Here is a 24,318-nt window from a genome sequence, read left to right on the forward strand (position 1 = left end):
TCGCGGGCTCCGCCGGCGTCGCCTGGCCCGATCCAACCAGCTTCGGTCATCGTGTGGGACGGTGCTTCGCCGGCCCGGACGTCCGCCCAGGTCGGCGGCTCAGCCACGTTCCTGGATCCGGATCAGGTTGCCCGCGGGATCGCGGACGGCGCAGTCCCGCAAGCCGTCCGGCTGCTCGGCGGGCTCCTGGACGATCTCGGCGTCACGCGAGCGCAGCCGCGCGAAGACGGCGTCGAGGTCGGGCGCGGCGAGCAGGATCCCGGCGTAGGTGCCCTTGGCCATCATCTCGACGATGGTGCGCTGTTCGTCCTCGGTGACGCCGGGGCCGGCGACCGGCGGCTCCAGCACCAGGGACGTGCCGGGCTGCCCGACCGGACCGACCGTGATCCAGCGCATCCCCTCGTGCCCGACGTCGCCACGGACCTCGAAGCCGAGCGCGTCCCGGTAGAAGGCCAGGGAGGCGTCAGGATCGGCGTGCGGGAGAAAGCTCGCGCGAAGGGATATCTCCATGCCCGTCACGCTAGACGTGCCCCACCCGCCACGGCTTCTCGATTCCTGACCGGTCCCGAAACCCGCTCCGCCTCAGGCGAGCTCGGCGCGCAGATACTCCCGCCACAGGCGCGTGAACTCCCGCGGTGAGGTGCCCAGGACGTCCGTCATGGCGGTGTCCGGGCCGTTGGCCCCGGCGGCCCGGTAGAACTCGCCGAGCCGTCCCTCGCCCCACTGCTGCGCGATCAGCCGGCAGGCCAGCCAGCCGCCCTCGTAGGCCTCGGCCAGTGCGGTCGCGTCGCCGGAGAAGCCGAAGGCGGCGTCGTCCGGCAGTGCGGACGGAACGTTCCCGGCGGCCACCGCGCGCGCCAGCTCCGGCGCGGCCTCGGCCGGGGCACGGCCGCTGTCGCGGTAGCCGACCCAGTCGGCGTACCCCTCGGACAGCCACAGCGGGGTGCGGGTGCCGGTGTGGGCGCGGGTGGCGACATGGGTGGTCTCGTGGGTGAGGACCACCTGCTTGCCGTCGGCCCCCAGGGCACCGTACGCCTCGGGGTTGACGATGATCCGGTCGGCGGGCGCCCGTGGCGCTCCCGTCTCGCCGGTCGTCACGGCCGCGATCCCCCGGTACGAGGAGGCGGGCGAGGCGAGGAGCGCGGCCATCGCCTCCAGCGACTCCGGTACGAGCACGACGACGCGACCGCTCCACTCCGTGCCCCACGCCCGTGACACCGCGGGGACGGCCCGGTCGCCCAGGTCCGCGTAGGCCCTCAGCGTCTGCTGCGACTGCCCGGCCCCGAGCACCAGGGTGTGCGCGCCCCGGACGACGGTCACCGCCCCCCGGTCCCACAGCTGCTCGGGGTACTGCGGCGCGGGCCGGTCGGAGGTGACGGACCACCGGCCGTCCGCGCCCCGGGTCAGTTCCACGGTGCGCCTGGCCGTCACGGGCGCCTTGTCGAAGCCGTCGATGCGGTACCGCAGTTCGGCGTCGGCGGTGGCCCGGCCGGCGGTGCGATGCAGCCCCGTGACCCGGTACGACCAGTCCGCCAGCGGCAGCGCCCGCACCGCGGCGAACCCGGCCGCCGACCCGGTCCGCCGGTATCCGCCCTCGTCACGGCCGAGGACCGCGGCCGCCCGCCGGTCGAGCAGCCGCTGCACCTCGTCCCGGGCGGTGTCGGCCACGGGCCCGCCGCCGCAGCCGACCAGGGCGACGAGGAGCAGACAGAGCGCCACCACCGAGGAACCCGACGCCCGCCTTCGACCAGCCACGTCCCCGATCGTACGGGGACCGGCGCCGCCCGGTCAGACCCTGGTGACCCCCGAGACCGGCATCATGCCGACGGGGTCGTAGCGCACCGGCGCGCCCGGGTAGGGGGCGTGGACGACCTGGCCGTCGCCCATGTACATGGCCACGTGGCTGGCGTCGGACCGATAGGTGATCAGGTCGCCGGGCCGGGCCTCGGAGAGCGACACCTGGCGCCCGGCCGCACGCTGGCCCTGCGAGGTGCGCGGCAGCGCGATCCCGGCCTGGGCGTACGACCACTGCATCAGGCCGGAGCAGTCGAAGCCGGTCGGGCCCGCCGCGCCCCAGACGTACGGCCTGCCGAGCGCGGCGCGGGCGGCGGCGACCGCGGCGGCGGCACGGCCCGAGGCAGGCGTGTCCTCCCCGAGTCCGGGCATGCCGGAGCGGCCGGAGCGGGAGGCCCGGTCGTAGGCGGCGCGCTCCCCGTCCGGGAGGGCGTTCAGCAGCGCGCGGGCCTTGGCGAGCTTCTGCTCGACGGTGCGCTTGTGGGAGGCGACGGCCTTGCGGCTCTTCTCCAGTTCGCCGAGCTTCCCGGCGGCCTCGGCGCGCTCCTGGGCGAGTTCGCGCATGGCCTCCTGGAGGTCCCTCAGCTGCCCGGCATGGTGCAGGCTGATCCGGTCGAGGGCGGCGGCCTTGTCGAGGTAGTCGTCCGGGTCGTCGGAGAACAGCAGCGCCAGGGAGGGGTCGAGGCCGCCGGAGCGGTACTGGGCGCCGGCCAGCGAACCGAGCGCGTCCCGCATGGAGTTGATGCGCTCCTGCTGGCGGGCGGTCCGGTCCTGCGCCCGGTGTACCTGTCCGCGCAGCGCGTCGGCGCGCTCGTCGGCCTTGTTGTAGGCCTCGGTGGCCTTCTCTGCCTCCGCGTAGAGGCGGTCGACCTCGGCGCGGGTGTCGTCGTGCGGAACGGCCTGCGCCGGTACGGCGCCGACAGCGGCCGCGGCGGCGGACAGCACGCCGACGGCGAGACGGGCCACGCAGGCGCCCCGGTCGAACCCGGACGGTGCAAGGCGGCGATGGGACCCCACGGGAAGCCGCGCTCCTTCCACTGGCGGACAGGAAAATCCCCCGGCCCCGGGCGGCGGCCCGGTCGTGGGGGAAACGCGGCAGACAGTAGCCCCGCCGTGGGGCACCGGCCAAAGACCTCGGCGGGCACACAACGTGACACCCCGCCGCTGACGCAGGTCATCGGCGGGGTGTGGGGTCACAGCCCGTTCCCGTAATTCGCCCGAACGGGCGGCACGGTGTCCTGATCTTGAAGCGGCCTTACGGCCCTCAGATCCGGACGCCGAACTGGTACGGCATGTTGTTGATCGACTCGTAGCGGACGACCGTGCCGGAGCGCGGGGCGTGCAGCACCTGGCCGTTGCCCGCGTAGAAGCCGACGTGGTGCAGGTCGCCGTAGAAGATCACCAGGTCGCCGACCTGGAGGTCGCTCTGCGAGTAGATCCGGGTGCCGGCGTTGGCCTGCGCCTGCGAGGTGCGCGGGATCTGGATGCCGGCCTGGGCGAAGGCCCAGGAGGTGAGGCCCGAGCAGTCGAACGAGGACGGGCCGGAGGCGCCGTAGACGTAGGGCGAGCCGATCTTGCTCTGCGCCGCGCCGTAGGCCGAGGACGCGCGGCCCGTGGCGGGGGCGCTGGAGCCGCCGAGGGCGGTGCGCTCGCTGGCGCGGCTGGCGCGCTCCTCCTCGGCCGCCAGGGCCGCCTTCTCGGCGGCGGTGAGGGAGTTGAGCAGCTTCTGCGCCTCGGCGAGCTTGCCCTGCACCTGGCTCTTCTTCTTGCCCAGCTCGGTGCGGGTGGCGGCGAGGTCCTTGAGCTTGTCCGAGGCCTCGGCACGGTCCTGCGCGAGTTCGCGCTGCTTCTCCTGGATCTTCTTCAGCGCGTCGACCTGCTGGGCGCTCAACTGGTCGAGCGTGGAGGCCTTGTCGAGGTAGTCGTCCGGATCGGCCGAGAGGAACAGCTGCAGGGAGGGGTCGATGCCGCCCGAGCGGTACTGGGCGCTGGCCATCGAACCCAGGCCGTCGCGCAGCTCGTTGACCTCTTCCTGGCCCCGGGCGACGTTGTCCTGGATGGTGGAGATCTCCTTCTGGAGCTTCTCCTGCTTCTCCTTGGCGCCGTTGTACTTCTCGGTGGCCTGCTCGGCCTCCTCGTAGAGCTTGTCGACCTTGGCCTTGACCTCGTCCTTGCTCGGCTTCTCGCTCGGCGCGGCGTTGGCGGCCTGCGAGCTGAGGGCGACGGCAGCGGCGGCTGCGGTGGTCAGCACGGTCACACGGGTGCGACTCGGCTGCTTGGGTCGACGATGGGACGCCACGGGGGCAATCTCCTTCTTGTGAGTGATCACCCGATCGGAGGTTCGAAGCCAGACCCTAGTGACCCAGCTGTGATCAGATCAAATCCTCACATGAAAAATCTCGGTGACCGAGCGCATCCTTTACCTACAACTCACGTGTAGTGATGCGTGTTGACGCTACGTTGCGTGACGGTCCCGTCAATTCGGGCATTCCCGGGGCATATTGCGCGGTTGGTGTTCAGGTTGCGCAAGGGGCGCGCGTCAACTGCGCGAGAGCCGCTTCAGGAGCACCGCGGAGGCCACCGGCCGCGCCCCGGCACGCGCCACCCCGTCCGCCACCTCACGGTCGGTCGAGACGACGATGACCGGCCGCCCGGGCGGCTCGGCCCGCACCAGCCGGCGGATCAACTCGTCGGCGGTGACACCCGGCTTGGAGAACAGCACCCGCACGCCGCGCGGCGGCGCCAGCAGCACCGGCGCGGCCAGCTCGGCGCCGTCGAAGACGCAGGTCACCTCGGCGCCGGACTGCGCGGCGAGCTGCGAGAGCTGCCCGAGGAGCCGCAGCCGCTGCTTCTCCAGGGGCATTTGGGGATAGCCGGTCTTGGTGACGTTGTAGCCGTCGACGACCAGATGGGCCTGCGGCAGCGCGAGGAGCTGGTCGAGGATGGCGGGGTCGTTCTCGGACAACGCCCGTGCGGCGATGTCCTTCGGGGTCATTCGTCCCGGTTCGACCGCGTCCACGGTCTCCGCCGGGCGTACGGACACCGGCGGCAGCGCCAGTTCCCGGCGCAGGCCCTGCGCCGCGTCCAGCACGGTGTCGAGCAGCAGCCGCACCCGCATGTCCTCGACGCTGCGCCCCTCGCGAGCGGCCCGCCGGGTCGCCTCCAGGGCGGCCTCGACCTCCCCCAGCCGCGCCTTCAGCCGCCGCGTCTCGCTCTCGGCGGCGGACACCTGGGTGTGCCCCTCGGCGCGTACGGCCTCCATCTCGCTGTGCACCTTGCGCAGCGCCGCCTCACCGCGCTTGACGTCGCTGAGTGCGGCGCGCAGCTTGCGGTGAAGCGATTCGGCTTCCTTGCGCGCCCCCTCCAGTTCGGCGCGCAGCCGCTCGGTCTCGGTGCGGGTGTGGTCGCGGGCGGCGGCGAGTTCGGCACGCAGCCGCTCCAGTTCGGCGCGGTTCTCCTCGTCGGCCCGCTCGGCGTCGGCCCGCTGGGCCTCCTCGCCGGCTGCGGCGACCAGCTTGACCCAGCCGACGGGGCGCAGCACATAGGCGGCGGCCGCCACGTCCAGCGGGTCGGCGGCCGGCGGCGGCGATCCGGAGGCGAGGGCACCGGCCAGCTCGGGCTGGGTCTCGCGGAACTTCTCGCCGATACGCTGCCGGAACAGCGGGTCGGTCTCCAGCGCCGCGGCCATCGCGTTACCGGCGAACTTGGCCCGGCGATTCGGGGCGAAACGGGCGTACTGCCGTAGCTGTGCGGGCAGTTCGGCCATGGTCAGCCCGCCGAAGCCGTCGGAGACGATCTGCACGACCTTCCGGCGCACCCCTTCGGGCAGGGGGCGGTCGAGCACCTCAGCGGCGCCGTCGCCCGGCCCCCCGCCTGCGGTCTCCACCATCCGTCACCCCATTACCCCTGCGGGGCCGCTCCCTGTCAGGAGCCGGCGCCCGGCCTGTCCACCAGTTCCACCTGATCCACGGCGTTGCACCACCGGCACCGCACCGACTCGATGGTCTCACTGACCACCTCGCGTTCCTCGACCTTCGGCTCACCGGCGAGGTCGAGATGGACGTACTCGACGACCTTCGAGGAGCGCGTCACGTCGAAGCGCGTCAGATTGCCGCAGAGGGTGCAGCGCCACCGCGTGGTGTCCGTCGGCAGGGGAACCGTCATCGTGGCTGTTCGCTTTCCTTCTAGTTTCGGTGATGCGTAGCTTCCGTGATGCGCCAGTTTCCCTGGAGCTTGTGGCTCGTAACCCTACGGCCTGGCGGGTCCTCGACGCCCGCCCCTCCCGGGCGGCGAGGCGGTCTGTGCGGTTGCGTCCGCTTACGTCATGCTCTGTGTTCATGATCAGCTTCTGGAGCACGCTGGGCCGCCGGGCGGGCCGCCCCCGGCAGGCGCCGGTGATGTACGCACTGATCGCCCTGTGCTGCCTGATCTTCCTGATCGGCCCCGCCTCGGGCCTCAATCCGGTGTACGGCCTCGGCGACGACCTGCTCGCCGCGCAGCGGGAGTACTTCCGCCACTGGGGGGTGGTGCCCGCAGAACTGTTCGAGGGTTCCCCCCGGGCCGTCCTCACCCCGGCGACGGGCCTCTTCGTGCACGGCAACTGGGTGCATCTGCTCGGCAACATGCTCTTCCTCTACGTCTTCGGCGTGATGACCGAGGAGCGGATGGGCCGCATCGAGTTCACCCTCTTCTATCTCTGCTGCGGCTACCTCGCGCTGCTGGGGTACGCGGTGGCAAACGCCGACTCCGAGCAGTCCCTGGTGGGCGCGTCGGGGGCGATCTCGGCGGTGCTCGGTGCCTTTCTGTTCCTCTTCCCCCGGGCCCGGGTGACCAGCCTCCTGCCGTTCCTGTTCTTCCTGCCGCTGCGGTTCCCGGCCTGGGTGGTGCTGCCCTTCTGGGTGGCCCTGCAATGGCTGGCGGCGGGCCGGGCGTCCAGCGGGCCGGGGGTGGCCTATCTGGCCCACCTGGTCGGTTTCGGCCTGGGCTTCGCTTACGCGTGGGCGCGATTCGGGAGAAGGAGGGGCACCGGGCGCGGCCTGGGCACGACGGTGGTGGGCGACGGGCGGGCGACTAGAGTGAAGCCCGCCCCAGCTCCGGCCCCCGAGGGAGAGAACCAGCCGTGATCACCGCGATCGTCCTCATCAAGACCAGCGTGGACCGGATCCCCGAGATCGCCGAGCAGATCGCCGCGCTGGACTCCGTCAGCGAGGTCTTCTCCGTCACCGGCACCTACGACCTGATCGCCATGGTCCGGGTGAAGCAGCACGAGAACCTCGCCGACGTCATTCCCGGCAGCATCAGCAAGATCCCCGGCGTGGAGGCCACGGACACCCACGTGGCGTTCCGGACGTACTCCCAGCACGACCTGGAGGCGGCGTTCGCGATCGGCCTGGACAACTAGGCGCTTGATCACACGGCGGGGACACACCGCCCGTCCACCGTGCGGTAGTTCCACTTCGCACCGTCGCGGACCAGTTCCCGCACCGCCCCGACGAACCGCTCGACATGCTCGTCCGGCGTCCCCGCCCCGAAGCTCACCCGGATGGCGTTGAGCGACTTCTCGCCGGGAGCCGCCTCGGGGGCGCCGCACTCGCCCTGCGTCTGCGGATCGCTGCCGAGCAGGGTACGCACCAGCGGGTGGGCGCAGAAGAGCCCGTCCCGGACGCCGATGCCGTACTCGGCGGACAGGGCGGCGGCGAAGTGCGAGCTGTTCCAGCCGTCGACGACGAAGGAGACCACGCCGACGCGGGGGGCGTCGTCGCCGAACAGCGACAGGATCCGGACCTCGGGAACCCCGGCGAGGCCGTCGCGGACCTTCTGGATCAGGTACTGCTCCCGGGCGACGAGGGCGTCGTGGCCGGCCTCGGTGAGCGCCTTGCAGGCCGACGCGACGGCGTAGGCGCCGATGACGTTCGGGGAGCCCGCCTCGTGCCGGGCGGCGCTGTCGTGCCACTCGACGTCGACCCCGCCGTCGGCCCGCCGGGCGACCTGGCGGCTGGCCCCGCCGCCCGCGAGGTACGGCTCGGCCTCGCGCAGCCAGTCGGCACGGCCGGCGAGGACACCGGCGCCGAACGGGGCGTACAGCTTGTGCCCGGAGAAGGCGACCCAGTCGACGTCCAGGTCCCGGACCGACACCGGGTGGTGCGGGGCCAGCTGGGCGGCGTCCAGCACGATCCGGGCGCCGTGCGCGTGCGCGGCCGCGGCCAGCTCCGGCACGGGCCACAGCTCGCCGGTGACGTTGGACGCGCCGGTGACACAGACCAGGGCCGGACCGTGCGGGTCACGGCCGGCCAGCGCGCGCTCCAGGGTCGTCACGGCCTGCTGCGGGGTGCGCGGGGCGTCGAGGTAGGTGACCTGGGCGTCCCGCCAGGGCAGCAGGGAGGCGTGGTGCTCGGTCTCGAAGACGAAGACCTGACAGCCGGCGGGCAGAGCGGTGGCGAGCAGGTTGAGCGAGTCGGTGGTGGACCGGGTGAAGACCACCTGGTCGTCGTCGCGGCAGCCGAGGAAGTCGGCGACGGTCCTGCGGGCGTTCTCGAAAAGGTCGGTGGAGAGCTGGGAGAGGTAGCCGGCACCCCGGTGGACGCTGCCGTAGTAGGGCGCGTACGCCGCCACATCGTCCCAGACGCGCTGGAGGGCGGGGGCGCTGGCCGCGTAGTCGAGAGCGGCGTAGGTGACTTCGCCACCGGTGACGAGGGGGACGGTGACGTCCCGCCCCAGAACGGGCAGCGGGGCACAGACGGACTGGTCGGCGGCAGCGGTGAAGACGGACATGGGTGTACTCCCGTGAGGCAGGCGGAGATCACCGCGCGAGCGGCACGCTCGAGCGCGGTGACGAAGAGAAAAGGGGATGCGGAGGCGGGGCTCTGCGGCCCTAGCGCATTCGCTTGCTCACGGAAGGCTCCCTCGAACGACCAGGACCCCTGGTGACGCGAGGGGTCCGCGCTTGTCGCGGGCCTTGCTGCCTGCGACCTGGTCTTCACCCGGGGCACCCCGCCACGGACGGAGGGTTGCCGGACAGCCGGCCGGGGCCTTTCAGCTGTCGCTCATGACCTGGTGCAGCATCTTGCCACATGATCTTCGGCTCGCAAGGCGCGGTCCAGAATCCGGACCGCGCCCCGCGTCACCTCCTGCGGCGTCAGGCGTTGCTCGCCGCCACCCAGCGGTCGAGCACCCGCTTGGCCGCGCCCGAGTCGATCGCCTCCGCGGCCTTCGCCGCCCCGGCGCGGATCTGCTCGGCCAGCGGCCCGTCGCCCGGCGCCAGCGCCACCAGCGCGGCCGCCGCGTTCAGCAGCACCGCGTCCCGGACGGGACCCGGCTCGCCGTCCAGCAGGCGCCGGGCGACCTCGGCGTTGTAGGAGGCGTCCGCACCGCGCAGCGCCTCCACCGGCACCAGGTCGATGCCGGCCTCGCGCGGGTCGAAGGTCTCCTCGGTCACCTTGCCGTCGCGGACCACCCAGACCCGGGACGTCGACGTGGTCGTCAGCTCGTCGAGGCCGTCGTCGCCGCGGAAGACCAGCGAGGAGTTGCCGCGCTCGGCGAAGACACCGGCGACGATCGGAGCCATCCTGAGGTCCGCGACTCCCACCGCCTGCGCCTTGACCTTCGCCGGGTTCGTCAGCGGGCCCAGGAAGTTGAACGTCGTCCGGATGCCCAACTGCCCGCGCGCCGCCGCCACATGACGCAGCGCCGGGTGGAACTTCACCGCGAAGCAGAAGGTGATCCCCGCCTCCTCGGCGACCTCGGCGACCCGCCCGGGCGTCAGCTGCAGGTTGACGCCCAGCTTCTCCAGCACGTCGGACGCCCCGGAGGCGGAGGAGGCCGCCCGGTTGCCGTGCTTGACGACCTTCGCGCCCGTGCCGGCGACGACGATCGCGGACATGGTGGAGATGTTCACCGTCTTCGCGCCGTCGCCGCCGGTCCCGACGATGTCGACCGTCTCCCCCGGCACCTCGATGACGTTCGCGTGCTCGTACATCGTCCGCACGAGCCCGCTGATCTCCTCGACGGTCTCGCCCTTGGCCCGCAGCGCCACCGCGAACCCGGCGATCTGCGCGTCCGTGGCCTCGCCCCGCATGATCAGGTCCATCGCCCAGGCGGTGTCGTCCGCGCTGAGGTCACGGCCGTCCAGCAGGCCGTTCAGCAGGGCGGGCCAGGAGCGGCCCGCCGCGGTGTCGCCTCCAGCGGGGGTCACAGCGCTCATCAGCCGCTCCTGGGTCCAGTCCCGTAGCACGGAACACGTGTCTCGAACTAGGTCCACCCTATCCAGCCCCGGGGACGGCGCAGGGCCCCGTCCGAACACCGGACGGGGCCCTGCGCCGTGGCGTGGCGAGTGCAGCGATCAGTGGTGGCCGTGGCCGCTCGTGATCTCCTTGTACTCGTCGACGGTCGGCTTGGGGATCTGGGCGTCCTCACCGTAGTAGGCGTTGCTGAGCTTGGCGCGCAGCTTCTCGGAGCCCGTGATCTTGCGCTCGACACCGTTCTCGTCGACCGCCGGGCCGATCGCGGCCGGCTCGTACTGTTCGTGTGCCGTGAGCGTGTACAGGGCCTCCTGGCTGAGCGGCTCGTGGACCTCGATGAACTCACCGTGCGGCAGGCGCTTGATGGTGCCGGTCTCCCGGCCGTGCAGCACCTTGTCCTTGTCCCGGCGCTGGAGGCCGAGGCAGATCCGCTTGGTCACGACGAACGCGATGACCGGTCCGGCGAAGAAGCCGATCCGGACGAACCAGGTGACCGCGTTGATCGACAGATCGAAGTGGGTCGCGACGATGTCGTTGCCACCACCGATCAACATGATCATGTAGGCGGTGACCCAGGCGACACCGAAGGCGGTACGGGTCGGGGCGTTGCGCGGCCGGTCGAGGATGTGGTGCTCGCGCTTGTCCCCGGTGATCCACGACTCGATGAACGGGTACAACGCGATCACCGCGAGGAACACGCCGAAGAGCACCAGGGGGACGAACACGCCCAGGACCAGGGTGTGACCCCAGAAGTCGATCTCCCAGCCGGGCATGGCCCGGACGAGGCCTTCGGCGAAGCCCATGTACCAGTCGGGCTGGGCGCCGGTGGACACCAGGTCCGGACGGTAGGGGCCCAGCACCCAGATCGGGTTGACGGTCGCGATGGCGGACAGGGCCGCGATGACGCCGAAGACCAGGAAGAAGAAGCCTCCGGCCTTGGCCATGTAGACCGGCAGCAGCGGCATGCCCACGACGTTCTTGTTGGACTTGCCGGGGCCCGCGAACTGCGTGTGCTTGTGGTAGAAGACCAGGATCAGGTGGCCGACCACCAGACCGAGCATGATGCCCGGCAGCAGCAGGATGTGGATCGAGTAGAAGCGGGCCACGAAGTCGGTGCCCGGGAACTCCCCGCCGAACAGGAAGAACGAGATGTACGTGCCGACGATCGGCACGGACAGGATCGCGCCCTGGGTGAAGCGGACACCGGTGCCCGAGAGCAGGTCGTCCGGGAGCGAGTATCCGGTGAACCCGGTGAACATGCCGAGGACGAACAGCAGGAAGCCGAACAGCCAGTTGATCTCGCGCGGCTTGCGGAACGCGCCGGTGAAGAAGACGCGCATCATGTGCACGAACATGCCGGCGAGGAAGATGATCGCCGCCCAGTGGTGGATCTGCCGGATGAGCAGACCGCCGCGCACGTCGAAGCTGATGTCCAGCGTGGAGGCGTACGCCTCACTCATCAGCACGCCCTGCATGGGGACGTAGCTGCCGTGGTACTCCACCTCGTTCATCGACGGGTGGAAGAACAACGTCAGGTACACACCCGTGAGGATGATGATGATGAAGCTGTAGAGGCAGATCTCGCCCAGCATGAAGGACCAGTGGTCCGGGAAGATCTTGCGCATGTTGGCCTTGGCCAGGGAGTAGATCCCGAGCCGGCCGTCGGCCCAGTCGGCGACGCGCTCGCCGGCCGGTGCCTTCCCGCGGGAGCGGGAATCGGAGGTGGTCGTAGTGCTCATCCGCGCTCCCAGAATGCAGGACCGACGGGCTCTTCGAAGTCGCCGAGCGCCTCGAGGTAACCCTCGTCGTTCACACCGATCCGCAGCTGCGGAAGGGCGTGCCCGGCGGGGCCGAAGATGACCCGGGCACCGTCGGACAGGTCGAAGGTGGACTGGTGGCAGGGGCAGAGCACGTGGTGCGTCTGCTGCTCGTACAGCGAGATCGGGCAGCCCACGTGCGTACAGATCTTCGAGTACGCCACGATGCCCTCGTGCGACCACTCGAGCTCGCGCTTGTCCTTGATGTCGCCCGGCTGGAGCCGCACGATCATCAGGGCCGCCTTGGCGATCTCGTTGTTGAAGTCGTGGTCGTGCTCCTCCAGGCCCTCCGGCTTGGCGAACGTGAGCGAGCCGACGATGACGTCCGCGGGACGCAGCGGCTCGTTGGTGTTCATGTTGACGAGGAGCTTGCCCTTCTTCCACAGCGTGTGGCGGAGCTTGTCCTCGGGCAGCGGGCCCAGGTCGCGCAGCAGGACGACGCCGGACAGCGGCACCAGCGTGAGCGCGCCGAACATCGTGTTGCGGATCAGCTTGCGGCGGCCGAGCGCGGACTCCTTGGCACCCTGCTTGAAGTCCGCGTGGACCTTGGCGCGGAGCTCGGGCGAGGCGGCGATCGGGTGACGCTCGTCGGCGATCTCCACGTCGGACATCAGGGTGCGGGCCCAGTGGACCGCGCCCGCGCCGATGCAGAACAGCGCGAGGCCCAGGGTCAGCCCGAGCGAGAAGTTCAGTGCGCTGATGTGCCCGAGCGGCCAGATGTAGATCGACTTGTCGATCGGGATCGCCACGAAGGCGGCGATGAAGGCGACCGTGGCCAGCATCGACAGCGTGAACAGCAGGGCCACCGTGCGCTCGGACCGCTTGGCGGCCCGCTCGTCGATGTCCTGGATCCGGTGCTCGTGCGGGGGCAGTCCCGGGTCGGCGAAGGGGTTCTTCTCGTCGGCGACGTCTACCTCGCCGGCCCGCCTGGCGGGCAGCTTCTCTTCTGGAATGTCTTGGCTACTCATGACTTCCTGGCCTTTGCGGTCCGGGCGGCGACCCACACGGCGACGGCGATCAGGCCGCCGAGGCCGAAGATCCAGCCGAAGAGGCCCTCACTGACCGGCCCGAGGCCGCCCAGGCTGAGACCACCGGGGCTCTCCGTCTCGGAGCTGTTGACCGCCTCCAGGTACGCGATGATGTCCTTCTTGTTCTGCTCGGTCAGCACCGTGTCGGGGAAGGAGGGCATGTTCTGCGGGCCCGTCTGCATGGCCTCGTAGAGGTGCTTCTGGGAGACGTCTTCGAGGGACGGCGCGTACTTGCCCCGGGTGAGGGCACCGCCCTTGCCGGTGAAGTTGTGGCACTGCGCGCAGTTGGTGCGGAACAGCTGGCCGCCCTCGGCGATGTCCGCGCCCTCCGTGCCGTACTGCTCCTCGGTCGGGATGGCCGGACCGGCGCCGAGCGAGGCGATGTACGCGGCGAGCTGGTCGATCTGCGCCTGGGTGTAGACGACCTTCTTCTTCGGGAGCTGGGCGCCCTGGGAGGTCGCCGCAGGCATACGGCCGGTGCCCACCTGGAAGTCGACGGCCGCGGCGCCCACGCCCACCAGGCTGGGACCGTCGGAGGTGCCCTGACCATCGGTGCCGTGACAGCTGGCGCAGCCGACGGCGTAGAGCTTCTTGCCCTCGTCGATGGCGAGGGACTGGGCCGTTTCGTCGGCCTGCGCCTTGTCCGCGGGCGCGAACACGGCGTACAGCCCCCCAGTGGCCGCCAGCGCAAGGAGTAGGACGACGACCGCCGCCAGCGGATGGCGTCGTCGTGCGGAGAGCTTTTTCACGGATTACCCCGGTGTCAGGATCTTCAGCGTCGAGTCTTCTGGAATGCGCGGGAGCGGGTCCCGGCTACTTGATCATGTAGATCGTGGCGAAGAGGCCGATCCAGACGACGTCGACGAAGTGCCAGTAGTAGGACACGACGATGGCGGCGGTCGCCTGCTCGTGGGTGAACCTCCGGGCCGCGTAGGTACGGCCGAGGACCAGCAGGAAGGCGATGAGTCCGCCCGTCACGTGCAGGCCGTGGAAGCCGGTGGTCAGGTAGAAGACCGAACCGTAGGGGTCGGACGAGAGCGAGAGGCCCTCGTGCTTCACCAGCTCGGTGTACTCGTAGACCTGGCCGCCGATGAAGATCGCACCCATCACGAACGTGACGATGAACCACATCCGGAGCTTCTTGACGTCACCGCGCTCGGCGGCGAACACGCCGAGCTGGCAGGTGAGGGAGGAGAGCACCAGGATCGTGGTGTTGGTCGCCGAGAACGGGAAGTTCAAGGCCGAGGCCTTCTCTTGCCAGAACTCGGGACCGGTCACCGATCGCAGGGTGAAGTACATCGCGAAGAGGGCCGCGAAGAACATCAGCTCGGAACTCAGCCAGATGATGGTTCCTACGCTGGTGAGGTTCGGCCGGTTGACCGACGGGTGCGCGTGCCCGGTATCTACTGTCGTTGCTGTCGCCACGACCGACATTATGTCGGTCGCTTATCCCGCCCTCACTCCGGGGGGTGCCGTTCGGAGTGTCCGCAGCGTGTGTACTGCCCGGATGGCCCAGGGAAGGCGTGCCCGAACCGGTGTTGACGAGGTGTTGAAGGGAGTAGCATCCGCCGCATCGGGCCGTTCCGTCCCGGCCTTTGCGTACGACGCCGACGTCTCGGAGGAAGCATGCAGCCGACCGCCACGGTGCTGGTCTACAGCGACAACTCCCACACCCGCGCCCAGGTGCGGCTGGCCGCCGGTAAGCGGCCCGCGCCGGACGTGCCGGTGGTGGAGTACGTGGAGTGTGCCACCCCCGGCGCCGTCCTCAGGGAACTGGAGAAGGGCGGGATCGACGTCTGCGTCCTGGACGGTGAGGCCGTGCCCATGGGGGGCATGGGCGTCTGCCGGCAGATCAAGGACGAGGTGTTCGACTGCCCTCCGGTGCTGCTGCTCATCGGGCGGCCGCAGGACGCGTGGCTGGCCACCTGGAGCCGGGCCGACGCGGCGGTGACGCTGCCGGTGGAGCCGGTGGAGTTCGCGACGGCCCTGGCCTCCCTGCTGCGGCAGAAGAGGCTTGCGAACACCTGAGGGGCTGATCACGGGGGCGTCGCCGTCCGGCCGGCCGTCCGTCAGACCGTCTGAGGCTGAAGCCGCACCCGCTCCGTCTCCGCGGGCCCCTCGGGGCTGCCCGTGACCAGGGCGCTGCCCTTGCGCCAGTTCGCCCACTCGACGTTCCAGTCGCCGAAGCCGTTGCCGAACGGCTCCATCGTGTGGCCGTAGGAGTTGACGACCTTGACGACGTCGCCGGGGCGGACGGTCTCGTAGAACCAGGCGGCGTTGCTGGTGTTCATCCCGACGCAGCCGTGGCTGACGTTGGCGGAGCCCTGGTCGCCGACGGACCAGGGGGCGGCGTGCACGTACTCGCCGCTCCAGGTCACCCGGGTGGCGTAGTAGACGGGCAGGTCGTACGACTCCGAGGTGCCCGCGGCGATGCCGACCGTGGTGCCGCGCATGCGTACGAAGTACTCCTTGCCGATGACCACCTTGACCCCGTTACGGGTCTCGAAGCCGGGCTTGCCCATGGTGATCGGGATGGAGTTGATCTCCTTGTCGTTCTTGTAGACCGTCATGTAGTGGCTGGCGCCGTCCGCGACGGCGACGATCCGGTCCCCCGTGGTGATCTTCAGAGGCTTCGCGGCGCCGCCCCAGAGGCGGTCGCTGATCTTGATGCCGTCGAGGTTGCTGCGCACCTGGACGGTCGCGTTGACCGGCCAGTACTCCTTGGGCCGGTAGTGGAGCTTCTTGTCGTCGACCCAGTGCCAGGAGCCCTCCACGACAGGGCTGGAGGCCACCTTCAGGCCTCGCTCGACGATCGCGCGCTGCGCCTTGTCCTTGACCGGCTGACTCAGGTCGGCGGTGATGGGCTGGCCCACGCCGTACTTGCCCGCCTCGGGGCCGAAGGTGACGTTCAGCCGCTTCTGGGTGCGGGGCTTGCCGGTGTCGAAGGTGACGACCCGCCGGCCGGGCGCCCCGTCCTCGTCCTCGGTGCTCACCCGGACCGTGTAGTGGGCGTCGGCGGCCAGCGCCGAGGTGCTGTGCCAGCGGGTGCCGTCGGCGGAGAGCTCGCCCGAGACGTGCCGCCCGTCGGCGTCCGTGGCCGTGACGTCCGTGATCCGGCCGTCAGAGCCCTCTGCGGTGATCTCCAGGGGCTTGTCCGGGTCGGCCTTCTTCCCGGCCTTGGTGGGGCCGTTGAAGGAGATCTGCTCCGCCGCGTCGTACGGGGTGGCGGACAGCGGGTTGCCGTCGCTGCTGCAGGCGGTGACGCCCGCGCCGAGGGCGATCACCACCAGCGTGCAACCGGCGACCATGCGGGTGCGCGAGGAGTGGCTCATGCCCTCACGCTAGGAAGATTCGTCAACCTCGGCGCGGTGAGTCATCCGTACGAGGGACTCGGTTGGTGTGAAACACCGAAATTGAAGGAGCCCGGACCCTCCTTGGCGGAGAGTCCGGGCTCCTGGAGCGCCGGGCGCCGTCTACTGGGTGCGGTTCTCACCGCGGTAGTACTCGAAGACCCAGCCCCAGAGGCCGATCAGGATCAGCGGGGCGGAGAAGTACAGCAGCCACCAGCCGACCGCGACACCCAGGAAGGCGAGGGCGCCACCGATGCCGAGGGACAGCGGCTGCCAGCTGTGCGGGCTGAAGAAGCCCAGCTCGCCCGCGTCGTCCGCGACGTCGGCCTCCTTGTTGTCCTGGGCGCCGGTGTCGACCCGCTTGGCGGTGAAGCCCAGGTAGAAGCCGATCATGATGGCCAGGCCGAAGGCCAGGAAGAGGGCCGTGGTACCGGCCGGCTCCTTCGACCACAAGCCATAGACGATCGCCATGGCGAGGATGAAGACGCTCAGCCAGATGAACATCTTGCCCTGGATCTTCACTTGCCGGCCTCCTTGCTACCCGCCAGGGCGCTGGCACCGTGCCCGCCGTGACCGAGCTCCTCGAGCGCGGCGATGTCGGGGTGGTGCAGGTCGAACGCCGGGGATTCGCTGCGGATCCGCGGCAGGGTGAGGAAGTTGTGCCGCGGCGGCGGGCAGGACGTCGCCCACTCCAGGGAGCGGCCGTAGCCCCAGGGGTCGTCGACGCCGACCGGCTTGCCGTACTTCGCCGTCTTCCACACGTTGTAGAGGAACGGGAGCATCGACAGGCCCAGCACGAAGGAGCTGATCGTCGAGACCATGTTCAGGCCGGTGAAGCCGTCGGCCGCCAGGTAGTCGGCGTACCGGCGCGGCATGCCCTCGGCGCCCAGCCAGTGCTGGACCAGGAAGGTGCCGTGGAAGCCGACGAACAGCGTCCAGAAGGTGATCTTGCCGAGCCGCTCGTCGAGCATCTTGCCGGTCCACTTCGGCCACCAGAAGTGGAAGCCGGAGAACATCGCGAAGACGACGGTGCCGAAGACGACGTAGTGGAAGTGCGCCACCACGAAGTACGAGTCGGAGACGTGGAAGTCCAACGGCGGCGAGGCCAGGATGACGCCCGTCAGACCACCGAAGGTGAAGGTGATCAGGAAGCCGGTCGCCCAGAGCATCGGTGTCTCGAAGGACAGCGAGCCCTTCCACATCGTGCCGAGCCAGTTGAAGAACTTCACACCGGTCGGCACCGCGATGAGGAACGTCATGAAGGCGAAGAACGGCAGCAGCACACCGCCGGTGACGTACATGTGGTGGGCCCACACCGTCACGGACAGACCCGCGATCGCGATGGTCGCCGCGATCAGGCCCGAGTAGCCGAACATCGGCTTGCGGGAGAAGACCGGGATGACCTCACTGATGATGCCGAAGAACGGCAGCGCGATGATGTACACCTCTGGGTGCCCGAAGAACCAGAAGAGGTGCTGCCACAGCAGTGCTCCGCCGTTGGACGCGTCGAAGATGTGCGCGCCGAACTTGCGGTCCGCCTCCAGCGCGAACAGGGCCGCCGCCAGGACCGGGAAGGCGAGCAGGACCAGGACACCGGTCAGCAGCACGTTCCAGGTGAAGATCGGCATGCGGAACATCGTCATGCCGGGGGCGCGCATGCAGATGATCGTGGTGATGAAGTTGACCGAGCCGAGGATGGTGCCGAAGCCGGACAAGGCCAGGCCCATGATCCACATGTCGGAGCCGATGCCGGGCGAGCGGACCGCGTCCGACAGCGGGGAGTAGGCGAACCAGCCGAAGCTCGCCGCGCCGTTGGGGGTGAGGAAGCCGCCCACCGCGATCAGCGAGCCGAACAGGTAGAGCCAGTAGGCGAACATGTTCAGCCGCGGGAACGCCACGTCCGGGGCGCCGATCTGCAGCGGCATGATCCAGTTCGCGAAGCCGGCGAACAGCGGCGTCGCGAACATCAGCAGCATGATCGTGCCGTGCATCGTGAACGCCTGGTTGAACTGCTCGTTCGACATGATCTGCGTACCCGGGCGGGCGAGCTCGGCGCGCATGAGGAGCGCCATCACACCGCCGATGCAGAAGAACGCGAACGACGTGATCAGGTACAGCGTGCCGATCGTCTTGTGGTCGGTGGTCGTCAGCCACTTCACCACGGCGTTGCCGGGCTGCTTGCGCCGCACCGGCAGCTCGTTCTCGTACGAGCCGGCCTCGGCGGCACCCGCGGGTTCGTTGAGGATGCTCACAGTTGGTTCGTCTCCCGGTTCTTCTCGTGAGGCGTCTGCTCGATGCCCGCGGGAACGTAACCGGTCTGCCCCTTCTTGGCGAGGTCCTTGAGGTGCTGCTCGTAGCGCTCCGGAGAGACGACCTTCACGTTGAACAGCATCCGGGAGTGGTCGACGCCGCACAGCTCCGCGCACTTGCCCAGGAAGGTGCCCTGCCTGTTGGGGGTCACCTGGAAGGCGTTGGTGTGGCCGGGGATGACGTCCTGCTTCATCAGGAACGGCACCACCCAGAAGGAGTGGATGACGTCACGCGACGTGAGTACGAAGCGGACCGTCTTGCCCTCCGGAAGCCAGAGGGTGGGGCCCGGGTTACCCGTCTGCGGGTTCCGCTCACCCGGCGTACCGCAGGCGTAGACCCCGCCGGCGTCCGCCGGGAACTCGTCCTTGTACCGCTTCGGAATGGCGTCCAGCGCGGGGGCCGTCTTGGCGTTGCCCGTGGAACCTTCGACGTTCTCGACGTAGTTGAAGCACCAGCTCCACTGGAAGCCGACCACGTTGACCGTGACGTCGGGCTTCTTCGACATGTCGAGGAGCTTCGTCTCGTCGCGCGCCGTGAAGTAGAAGAGGACCGAGACGATGATGATCGGGACCACCGTGTACAGCGCCTCGATCGGAACGTTGTACCGGGTCTGCGGAGGGATCTCCACCTTGGTGCGACTGCGCCGGTGGAAGATCGCACTCCACAGGATGAGGCCCCACACCAGCACGCCGACGGCGAGCGCGGCAGCCCAGGAGCCCTGCCACAGGGAGAGGACGATCGGCGCCTCTTCCGTGGTGGGGGTGGGCATACCGAGGCGGGGGAAGTCCTCCCATGTGCAACCGGTGGCGGTCGCCAGGACCAGGCCCGCGGTCAGTGCCTGCAGCAGCTTCCGCCGCATCGGGCGCCGCGGCGTGGGGGTACCACCCGCGCCTTCCGGGCTGCGGGGGAGGTCGGAGCCGTTGGGACTCACGTAGCGCCTTCCCGAGAGTCTCGCCCGCGCGGTCGGCTGCGGCCTTCTCGCTGGTCGGTCGCCGCCCTGCGTCGGGCAGGGGTTTGGATGTTTATGCGGACCAAACCCTAGCCGACGCCCTCCGGGGGTTCGCGGGGAGGGTGCCCGAACGCGCCGCCGGGTCAGCCGAAGGGGTCGGTTGCCCGGCTCTGGGCTGGTTCTGACGGTGGGTTCGGCGCGCGTGACGACCCGGACCAGCGGGTTCTCGGGCGAGTGGGGGCCGTCGCCGGTTCCCCGCGCCCCGGCGGGGCGCTTAGCGTTGCCGTATGCCCTACTTCGACACCGCCTCCTCCGCTCCCCTCCACCCCGTCGCGCGGCAGGCGCTCCTGGCCGCCCTCGACGAGGGGTGGGCCGACCCCGCGCGGCTGTACCGGGAGGGGCGGCGGGCGCGGATGCTGCTGGACGCCGCCCGGGAGGCGGCCGCGGAGGCGGTGGGGTGCCGGCCGGACGAGCTGGTGTTCACCTCCTCCGGAACGCGCGCCGTGCACACGGGGATCGCGGGTGCTCTGGCCGGACGTCGGCGCGCCGGGCGTCACCTGATCGTGTCAGCGGTCGAACACTCCTCGGTGCTCCATGCGGCGGAGGTGCACGAGCGGGAGGGCGGTACGGCCACGCAGGTGGCGGTGGACCGGGAGGGCGCGGTGCGTGCCGGCGGGTACGCCGAGGCGCTGCGGCCCGACACCGCGCTGGCGTGTCTGCAGTCCGCCAACCACGAGGTCGGGACCGTGCAGCCGGTGGCCGAGGTGGCGTCGGTGTGCCGGGAGGCCGGGGTGCCCCTGCTGGTGGACGCGGCGCAGTCACTGGCGTGGGGGCCGGTGGCGGGTGACTGGTCGCTGCTGACGGGGAGTGCCCACAAGTGGGGCGGGCCGTCGGGGGTGGGGCTGCTGGCGGTGCGCAAGGGAGTGCGGTTCGCGCCTCAAGGGCCCGCGGACGAGCGGGAGTCGGGGCGGGCCGCCGGGTTCGAGAACATCCCGGCGGTCGTCGCGGCGGCGGCCTCGCTGCGGGCCGTGCGGACCGAGGCGGCCCAGGAGGCCGTACGGCTGCGGGAGCTGACGGAGCGGATCCGGAGGCGGGTCCCGGAACTGCTGGGGGACGTCGAGGTGGTGGGCGATCCGGAGCGGCGGCTGCCGGGGATCGTCACCTTCTCATGTCTCTATGTCGACGGGGAGACCCTGCTGCACGAGTTGGACCGCGCCGGCTTCTCCGTCTCGTCCGGGTCGTCCTGCACGAGCAGCACGCTGACGCCGAGCCATGTGCTCAAGGCGATGGGGGTGCTGAGCGAGGGGAACGTGCGGGTGTCGCTGCCCCTCGGGGCGCCGGAGGCGGACGTCGACCGGTTCCTCCAGGTGCTGCCGGGGGCGGTCGCGGCGGTACGGGACAAGCTCGGGGCGCCGGCGCCCCGCACGGTCGTGGAGGACGACGCGCTCGTCGTCGACGCGGTGGGCAAGCTGTGCCCCGTCCCGGTGATCGAGCTGGCCAAGGTCATCGGGGACGTGCCCGTGGGCGGCACGGTCCGGGTCCTCGCGGACGACGAGGCGGCCCGGCTGGACATCCCGGCGTGGTGCGCGATGCGGGGCCAGGAGTACGTGGGTGAGGAGCCGGCGGACCGCGGCACGGCCCACATGGTCCGCCGGCAGGTGTAGATCAGCTCAGGTGCGTGCGGACCTCGTCGGCCGCGTCATGGCCGTACGCCTTGGTGAAGCGGTCCATGAAGTGGGCGCGGCGCAGGGCGTACTCCTGGGTGCCGACCGTCTCGATGACCAGCGTGGCCAGCATGCAGCCGACCTGCGCGGAGCGCTCCAGGCCGACGCCCCAGACCAGGCCGGACAGGAAGCCGGCGCGGAAGGCGTCGCCGACGCCGGTGGGCTCGAGCTTGCGCTCCTCCTCCGGGCAGCCGACCTCGATCGGGTCCTCGCCGGCCCGCTCGATGCGGACGCCCCGGGCGCCGAGGGTGGTGACGCGGTGGCCGACCTTGCCGAGGATCTCCTCGTCGCTCCAGCCGGTCTTCGACTCGATGAGGCCCTTCTCGTACTCGTTGGAGAAGAGGTACGTCGCCCCGTCCAGCAGGATCCGGATCTCCTCGCCGTTCATGCGGGCGATCTGCTGGGAGAAGTCGGCGGCGAACGGGATGTCCCGGGAGCGGCACTCCTCGGTGTGCCGGAGCATCGCCTCCGGGTCGTCGGCACCGATCAGCACGAGGTCGAGACCGCCGACCCGGTCGGCGACGGTCTTCAGCTCGATCAGGCGGGCCTCGCTCATGGCGCCGGTGTAGAACGAGCCGATCTGGTTGTGGTCGGCGTCCGTGGTGCACACGAAACGGGCCGTGTGCAGGGTCTCGGAGATGCGCACGGAGGCCGTGTCGACGCCGTGCCGGTCCAGCCAGGCACGGTATTCGTCGAAGTCGGCGCCCGCGGCGCCGACCAGGATCGGCCGGGTGCCGAGCTGGCCCATGCCGAAGGCGATGTTGGCGCCCACGCCACCCCGGCGGACATCGAGCTTGTCGACCAGGAACGACAGCGAGACCGTGTGCAGCTGGTCCGCGACGAACTGGTCGGCGAAGCGGCCGGGGAAGGTCATGAGGTGGTCGGTGGCGATGGAGCCGGTGACTGCGATGCGCACGGCGTGGAATCTCCCGGGTGGAGGGGGTTGACGATTCACGCTACCCGGTTGCGGTGGCGCCGTTGAAGCGGATGGCCGGATGGGCGCGAAGTACTGTCCGGAAGGGGGACGCGCGGCTTCGAAGCGGCGAAAACTACCCAATAGTAGATCTTTCTTCGCCTGCCTGGACGTGCCTACGGTGCCGCTATGACGAAACTCGACGCCCCGGCTCCCACCCCCGTCGACCTGGAGGGTGACCTGGCCTCGCTGCGCGGCGACTGCGCCCGGATGGTGCCGCACTGGTCGGCGCCCGACCGGCACGCCGCCCGCCCGGTCCCGCCGTCGCTGATCCACGGCGTGACCGTGCCGCCGAAGTCGGCCCGGCTGCTGGACGCGATGTCCGACTACGGCGACTGAGCGCCCCCTTTAGGGAACCGCGCGCTCCCCCGCTGCGTCCCATCGCTGTCCCCCGGGAAGGGGATACGCGATACGACCTCTCAGCGTGAGCTGTGCAGCCGAAGGAGCGATGCGGTGAACACCGAGCGACCCGACAACGGCGACGACGACGTCGCGGGCGGGACCGGCGCCGCCGAGCGGAACGAGGACGAGCGGGACGGCGGGACCTCACCAAAGGCTTCGCAGGACACGGACCGGGACGCGCAGGCCCCGGAGGGGGCGCAGGCCCCGGAGGGGGCGCAGGCCCCGGCCCCGGAGGAGGAGCACGTCGCGGGGGATCACGACGCCCACCGGCCCGCCCGGCGCCGCTCCCCCGCCGTCATCGCCTCCGTCGCCGCCGCCGTGCTGCTGGCCGGAGGCGGCGGCGCCTACCTCGCCGCTTCGGCCGGCGGCGGCTCCGGCGGCGGCGCGGGCTCCGGCGCCCCGGCGGGCGACGGCACTCCCCCGCCGCTCGCCCTCGACGGCTACTCCTCCGCCGCCCCGGACGGCATCGCACCCGGCGAACCCGACCCCGACGGCGTCGTCTACCAGGCCGGCGGCGGCCTTCCCGAAGGCCCGGGTTCGGCTGCCGTGCACTGGCCGGAGGGCGAGGTCGGCAAGGAGGACGTGGCGAGGCTCGCCGGGGCGCTCGGCCTCGACGGGACGCCGGTCGCCGAGGGGCAGGCCTGGCGGATCGGGGGCGGCGACGGTCAGGGCCCGGCCCTTCAGGTGAACCGGCAGGCGCCCGGCACCTGGACCTTCCACCGCCACGCCCCCGGCACCGACGACTGCCGGGGCACCACGACGTGCGCCAAGAACCCCTCCTCCGGTTCCGCCGACCCGGTGAGCGAGGCGGCGGCACGGGAGGCGGCCGCGCCGATCCTGAAGGCGGTCGGCCAGGACACCGCGAAGGTGGACGCCGGTCAGGTCATGGGTGCCCAGCGGGTGGTGAACGCCGATCCGGTGGTCGGCGGGCTGCCGACGTACGGATGGCCGACGGGCGTCACGGTCGGCGCCCAGGGCGACGTGGTGGCCGCGAGCGGCCAGTTGACGGCGCCGCAGGAGGGGGCGGCGTACCCGGTGCTGAGCGCGGAGCGGACGCTGGAGCTGATGAACGCGGCGCAGGGACCCGCCCCGCGAGCCGGCGTCGGGGGCTGCGCCAGTCCCGTACCGCTGGAGGGTGAGCGGCCGGCAGCGCCCTGCGAGGAGGTGCCCGGTGCTCCGCAGCGGGAGCGGATCGCCGTTAAGGAAGCGGTGTTCGGGCTGGCCTCGCACTCCGTGGGCGCGCGGCCGGCACTGGTGCCGTCCTGGCTGTTCGAGGTGCGGGCGCCGGGGGCGCAGGACAGCTTCACGGTGACGTATCCGGCGATCGACCCGAAGTACCTGAGCCCGGCGCCGCCGCAGGGGCAGCCCAGCCCGCGGCCGTCGGAGCCCGGGGACGCGCCGAGCACCCGTGACGTCCGGGTGGAGGGCTACACCGCCGAGGGCCGGGAGCTGACCGTGAGCTTCACGGGCGGCGTGTGTGCCGACTACGACGCGAAGGCGGTCGAGGGGCCCGGCAAGGTGACGGTGACGGTGACGGCGAGGCCCTGGAAGGACGCGGTCTGCATCATGATCGCCAAGGTCCAGTACCGGACCGTGCAACTGCAGGAGCCGCTCGGCGACCGGAAGGTGGTCGGCGCGGACGGCAAGGGCGTGCCGCTGGAGAAGCCGGGGGCGCGACTGCCCCGCTGACCCGGCACATGAAGGCGGCGGCCCCCGGAGAGGGGGCCGCCGCCT

23 protein-coding genes and 1 riboswitch are annotated in these 24,318 nt (G+C 70.8%); of the genes, 6 read left to right on the top strand and 17 right to left on the bottom strand.

Annotation, left to right across the window (positions count from 1 at the left end):
• Positions 1–99: 99 nt before the first annotated feature.
• The 6 genes from ACIHCM_RS00980 to ACIHCM_RS01005 all read right to left on the bottom strand — a co-directional run bounded on the left by ACIHCM_RS00980 (position 100) and on the right by ACIHCM_RS01005 (position 5,958).
• Positions 100–510, bottom strand: coding sequence for a VOC family protein (locus ACIHCM_RS00980; protein ID WP_399887419.1), 411 nt, complete (start codon positions 508–510; stop codon positions 100–102).
• Positions 511–582: 72 nt separating this feature from the next.
• Positions 583–1,755 (bottom strand): hypothetical protein, encoded by a 1,173-nt coding sequence (locus ACIHCM_RS00985; protein WP_399887421.1) that lies wholly within the window; start codon positions 1,753–1,755, stop codon positions 583–585.
• Positions 1,756–1,788: 33 nt separating this feature from the next.
• Positions 1,789–2,811, bottom strand: a complete 1,023-nt coding sequence (locus ACIHCM_RS00990; RefSeq protein ID WP_399887423.1) for an NlpC/P60 family protein — start codon at positions 2,809–2,811, stop codon at positions 1,789–1,791.
• A 247-nt stretch (positions 2,812–3,058) separates the two neighbouring features.
• Positions 3,059–4,093 (bottom strand): NlpC/P60 family protein, encoded by a 1,035-nt coding sequence (locus tag ACIHCM_RS00995; RefSeq protein WP_399887425.1) that lies wholly within the window; start codon positions 4,091–4,093, stop codon positions 3,059–3,061.
• Between the two features lie 240 nt (positions 4,094–4,333).
• On the bottom strand, positions 4,334–5,683 hold the full coding sequence (locus ACIHCM_RS01000; RefSeq protein WP_399887427.1) for an NYN domain-containing protein: 1,350 nt from the start codon (positions 5,681–5,683) through the stop codon (positions 4,334–4,336).
• A 35-nt stretch (positions 5,684–5,718) separates the two neighbouring features.
• Complete coding sequence (locus ACIHCM_RS01005) at positions 5,719–5,958, bottom strand: hypothetical protein (RefSeq protein WP_030679496.1); 240 nt, start codon at positions 5,956–5,958, stop codon at positions 5,719–5,721.
• Between the two features lie 173 nt (positions 5,959–6,131).
• On the opposite strand from ACIHCM_RS01005, the gene ACIHCM_RS01010 reads away from it, so the two are divergent.
• Entirely contained in the window at positions 6,132–6,917 is a 786-nt protein-coding gene (locus tag ACIHCM_RS01010) for a rhomboid family intramembrane serine protease (protein WP_399887429.1), read from the top strand.
• The gene (locus ACIHCM_RS01015; RefSeq protein ID WP_393107777.1) at positions 6,914–7,195 is read left to right on the top strand and encodes an Lrp/AsnC family transcriptional regulator; all 282 of its coding nucleotides are present in this window, start codon (positions 6,914–6,916) and stop codon (positions 7,193–7,195) included. Before ACIHCM_RS01010 ends, ACIHCM_RS01015 begins: the two co-directional genes overlap by 4 nt.
• An 8-nt stretch (positions 7,196–7,203) precedes the next feature.
• Here the strand turns inward: ACIHCM_RS01015 and ACIHCM_RS01020 are convergent, their stop codons facing one another.
• The 6 genes from ACIHCM_RS01020 to ACIHCM_RS01045 form a co-directional block, all read right to left on the bottom strand.
• Positions 7,204–8,565, bottom strand: coding sequence for an aminotransferase class V-fold PLP-dependent enzyme (locus tag ACIHCM_RS01020; protein ID WP_399887432.1), 1,362 nt, complete (start codon positions 8,563–8,565; stop codon positions 7,204–7,206).
• 163 nt (positions 8,566–8,728) lie between these two features.
• Positions 8,729–8,845: riboswitch (SAM riboswitch) on the bottom strand.
• A gap of 84 nt (positions 8,846–8,929) precedes the next feature.
• Positions 8,930–9,994, bottom strand: coding sequence for an anthranilate phosphoribosyltransferase (trpD, locus tag ACIHCM_RS01025; RefSeq protein WP_399887434.1), 1,065 nt, complete (start codon positions 9,992–9,994; stop codon positions 8,930–8,932).
• 138 nt (positions 9,995–10,132) lie between these two features.
• Positions 10,133–11,770, bottom strand: a complete 1,638-nt coding sequence (locus tag ACIHCM_RS01030; RefSeq protein WP_399887436.1) for a cytochrome bc complex cytochrome b subunit — start codon at positions 11,768–11,770, stop codon at positions 10,133–10,135.
• Positions 11,767–12,816, bottom strand: coding sequence for a Rieske 2Fe-2S domain-containing protein (locus ACIHCM_RS01035; protein ID WP_399887438.1), 1,050 nt, complete (start codon positions 12,814–12,816; stop codon positions 11,767–11,769). Before ACIHCM_RS01035 ends, ACIHCM_RS01030 begins: the two co-directional genes overlap by 4 nt.
• The gene (locus ACIHCM_RS01040) at positions 12,813–13,625 is read right to left on the bottom strand and encodes a c-type cytochrome (protein WP_399887440.1); all 813 of its coding nucleotides are present in this window, start codon (positions 13,623–13,625) and stop codon (positions 12,813–12,815) included. The genes ACIHCM_RS01035 and ACIHCM_RS01040 overlap by 4 nt, the downstream gene beginning before the upstream one ends.
• A 64-nt stretch (positions 13,626–13,689) precedes the next feature.
• Positions 13,690–14,310, bottom strand: a complete 621-nt coding sequence (locus tag ACIHCM_RS01045) for a heme-copper oxidase subunit III (protein ID WP_393107765.1) — start codon at positions 14,308–14,310, stop codon at positions 13,690–13,692.
• Positions 14,311–14,502: 192 nt separating this feature from the next.
• Here ACIHCM_RS01045 and ACIHCM_RS01050 point away from each other — a divergent pair, with 192 nt between their 5' ends.
• Complete coding sequence (locus ACIHCM_RS01050) at positions 14,503–14,904, top strand: hypothetical protein (protein ID WP_399887442.1); 402 nt, start codon at positions 14,503–14,505, stop codon at positions 14,902–14,904.
• Between the two features lie 41 nt (positions 14,905–14,945).
• Here ACIHCM_RS01050 and ACIHCM_RS01055 read toward each other — a convergent pair whose 3' ends face one another.
• The 4 genes from ACIHCM_RS01055 to coxB all read right to left on the bottom strand — a co-directional run bounded on the left by ACIHCM_RS01055 (position 14,946) and on the right by coxB (position 19,467).
• The gene (locus ACIHCM_RS01055) at positions 14,946–16,208 is read right to left on the bottom strand and encodes an Ig-like domain-containing protein (RefSeq protein ID WP_399887444.1); all 1,263 of its coding nucleotides are present in this window, start codon (positions 16,206–16,208) and stop codon (positions 14,946–14,948) included.
• A 141-nt stretch (positions 16,209–16,349) separates the two neighbouring features.
• Positions 16,350–16,748: a cytochrome c oxidase subunit 4 gene (locus tag ACIHCM_RS01060; RefSeq protein ID WP_399887446.1), complete on the bottom strand. Its 399-nt coding sequence runs from the start codon at positions 16,746–16,748 to the stop codon at positions 16,350–16,352.
• The gene (ctaD, locus tag ACIHCM_RS01065) at positions 16,745–18,478 is read right to left on the bottom strand and encodes a cytochrome c oxidase subunit I (protein ID WP_399887448.1); all 1,734 of its coding nucleotides are present in this window, start codon (positions 18,476–18,478) and stop codon (positions 16,745–16,747) included. The genes ACIHCM_RS01060 and ctaD overlap by 4 nt, the downstream gene beginning before the upstream one ends.
• Positions 18,475–19,467 (bottom strand): cytochrome c oxidase subunit II, encoded by a 993-nt coding sequence (coxB, locus tag ACIHCM_RS01070; RefSeq protein WP_399887450.1) that lies wholly within the window; start codon positions 19,465–19,467, stop codon positions 18,475–18,477. Before coxB ends, ctaD begins: the two co-directional genes overlap by 4 nt.
• Positions 19,468–19,772: 305 nt before the next feature.
• On the opposite strand from coxB, the gene ACIHCM_RS01075 reads away from it, so the two are divergent.
• On the top strand, positions 19,773–21,149 hold the full coding sequence (locus ACIHCM_RS01075; RefSeq protein WP_399887452.1) for a cysteine desulfurase/sulfurtransferase TusA family protein: 1,377 nt from the start codon (positions 19,773–19,775) through the stop codon (positions 21,147–21,149).
• 1 nt (position 21,150) lies between these two features.
• Here ACIHCM_RS01075 and ACIHCM_RS01080 read toward each other — a convergent pair whose 3' ends face one another.
• Complete coding sequence (locus ACIHCM_RS01080) at positions 21,151–22,125, bottom strand: carbohydrate kinase family protein (RefSeq protein WP_399887454.1); 975 nt, start codon at positions 22,123–22,125, stop codon at positions 21,151–21,153.
• Positions 22,126–22,311: 186 nt separating this feature from the next.
• On the opposite strand from ACIHCM_RS01080, the gene ACIHCM_RS01085 reads away from it, so the two are divergent.
• On the top strand, positions 22,312–22,521 hold the full coding sequence (locus ACIHCM_RS01085) for a hypothetical protein (protein WP_399887456.1): 210 nt from the start codon (positions 22,312–22,314) through the stop codon (positions 22,519–22,521).
• Between the two features lie 114 nt (positions 22,522–22,635).
• Positions 22,636–24,273, top strand: coding sequence for a hypothetical protein (locus ACIHCM_RS01090; protein ID WP_399887458.1), 1,638 nt, complete (start codon positions 22,636–22,638; stop codon positions 24,271–24,273).
• The last annotated feature ends 45 nt before the right edge of the window (positions 24,274–24,318 follow it).

It is taken from the genome of Streptomyces sp. NPDC052023 (genome assembly GCF_044548465.1).
Taxonomy (GTDB): domain Bacteria; phylum Actinomycetota; class Actinomycetes; order Streptomycetales; family Streptomycetaceae; genus Streptomyces.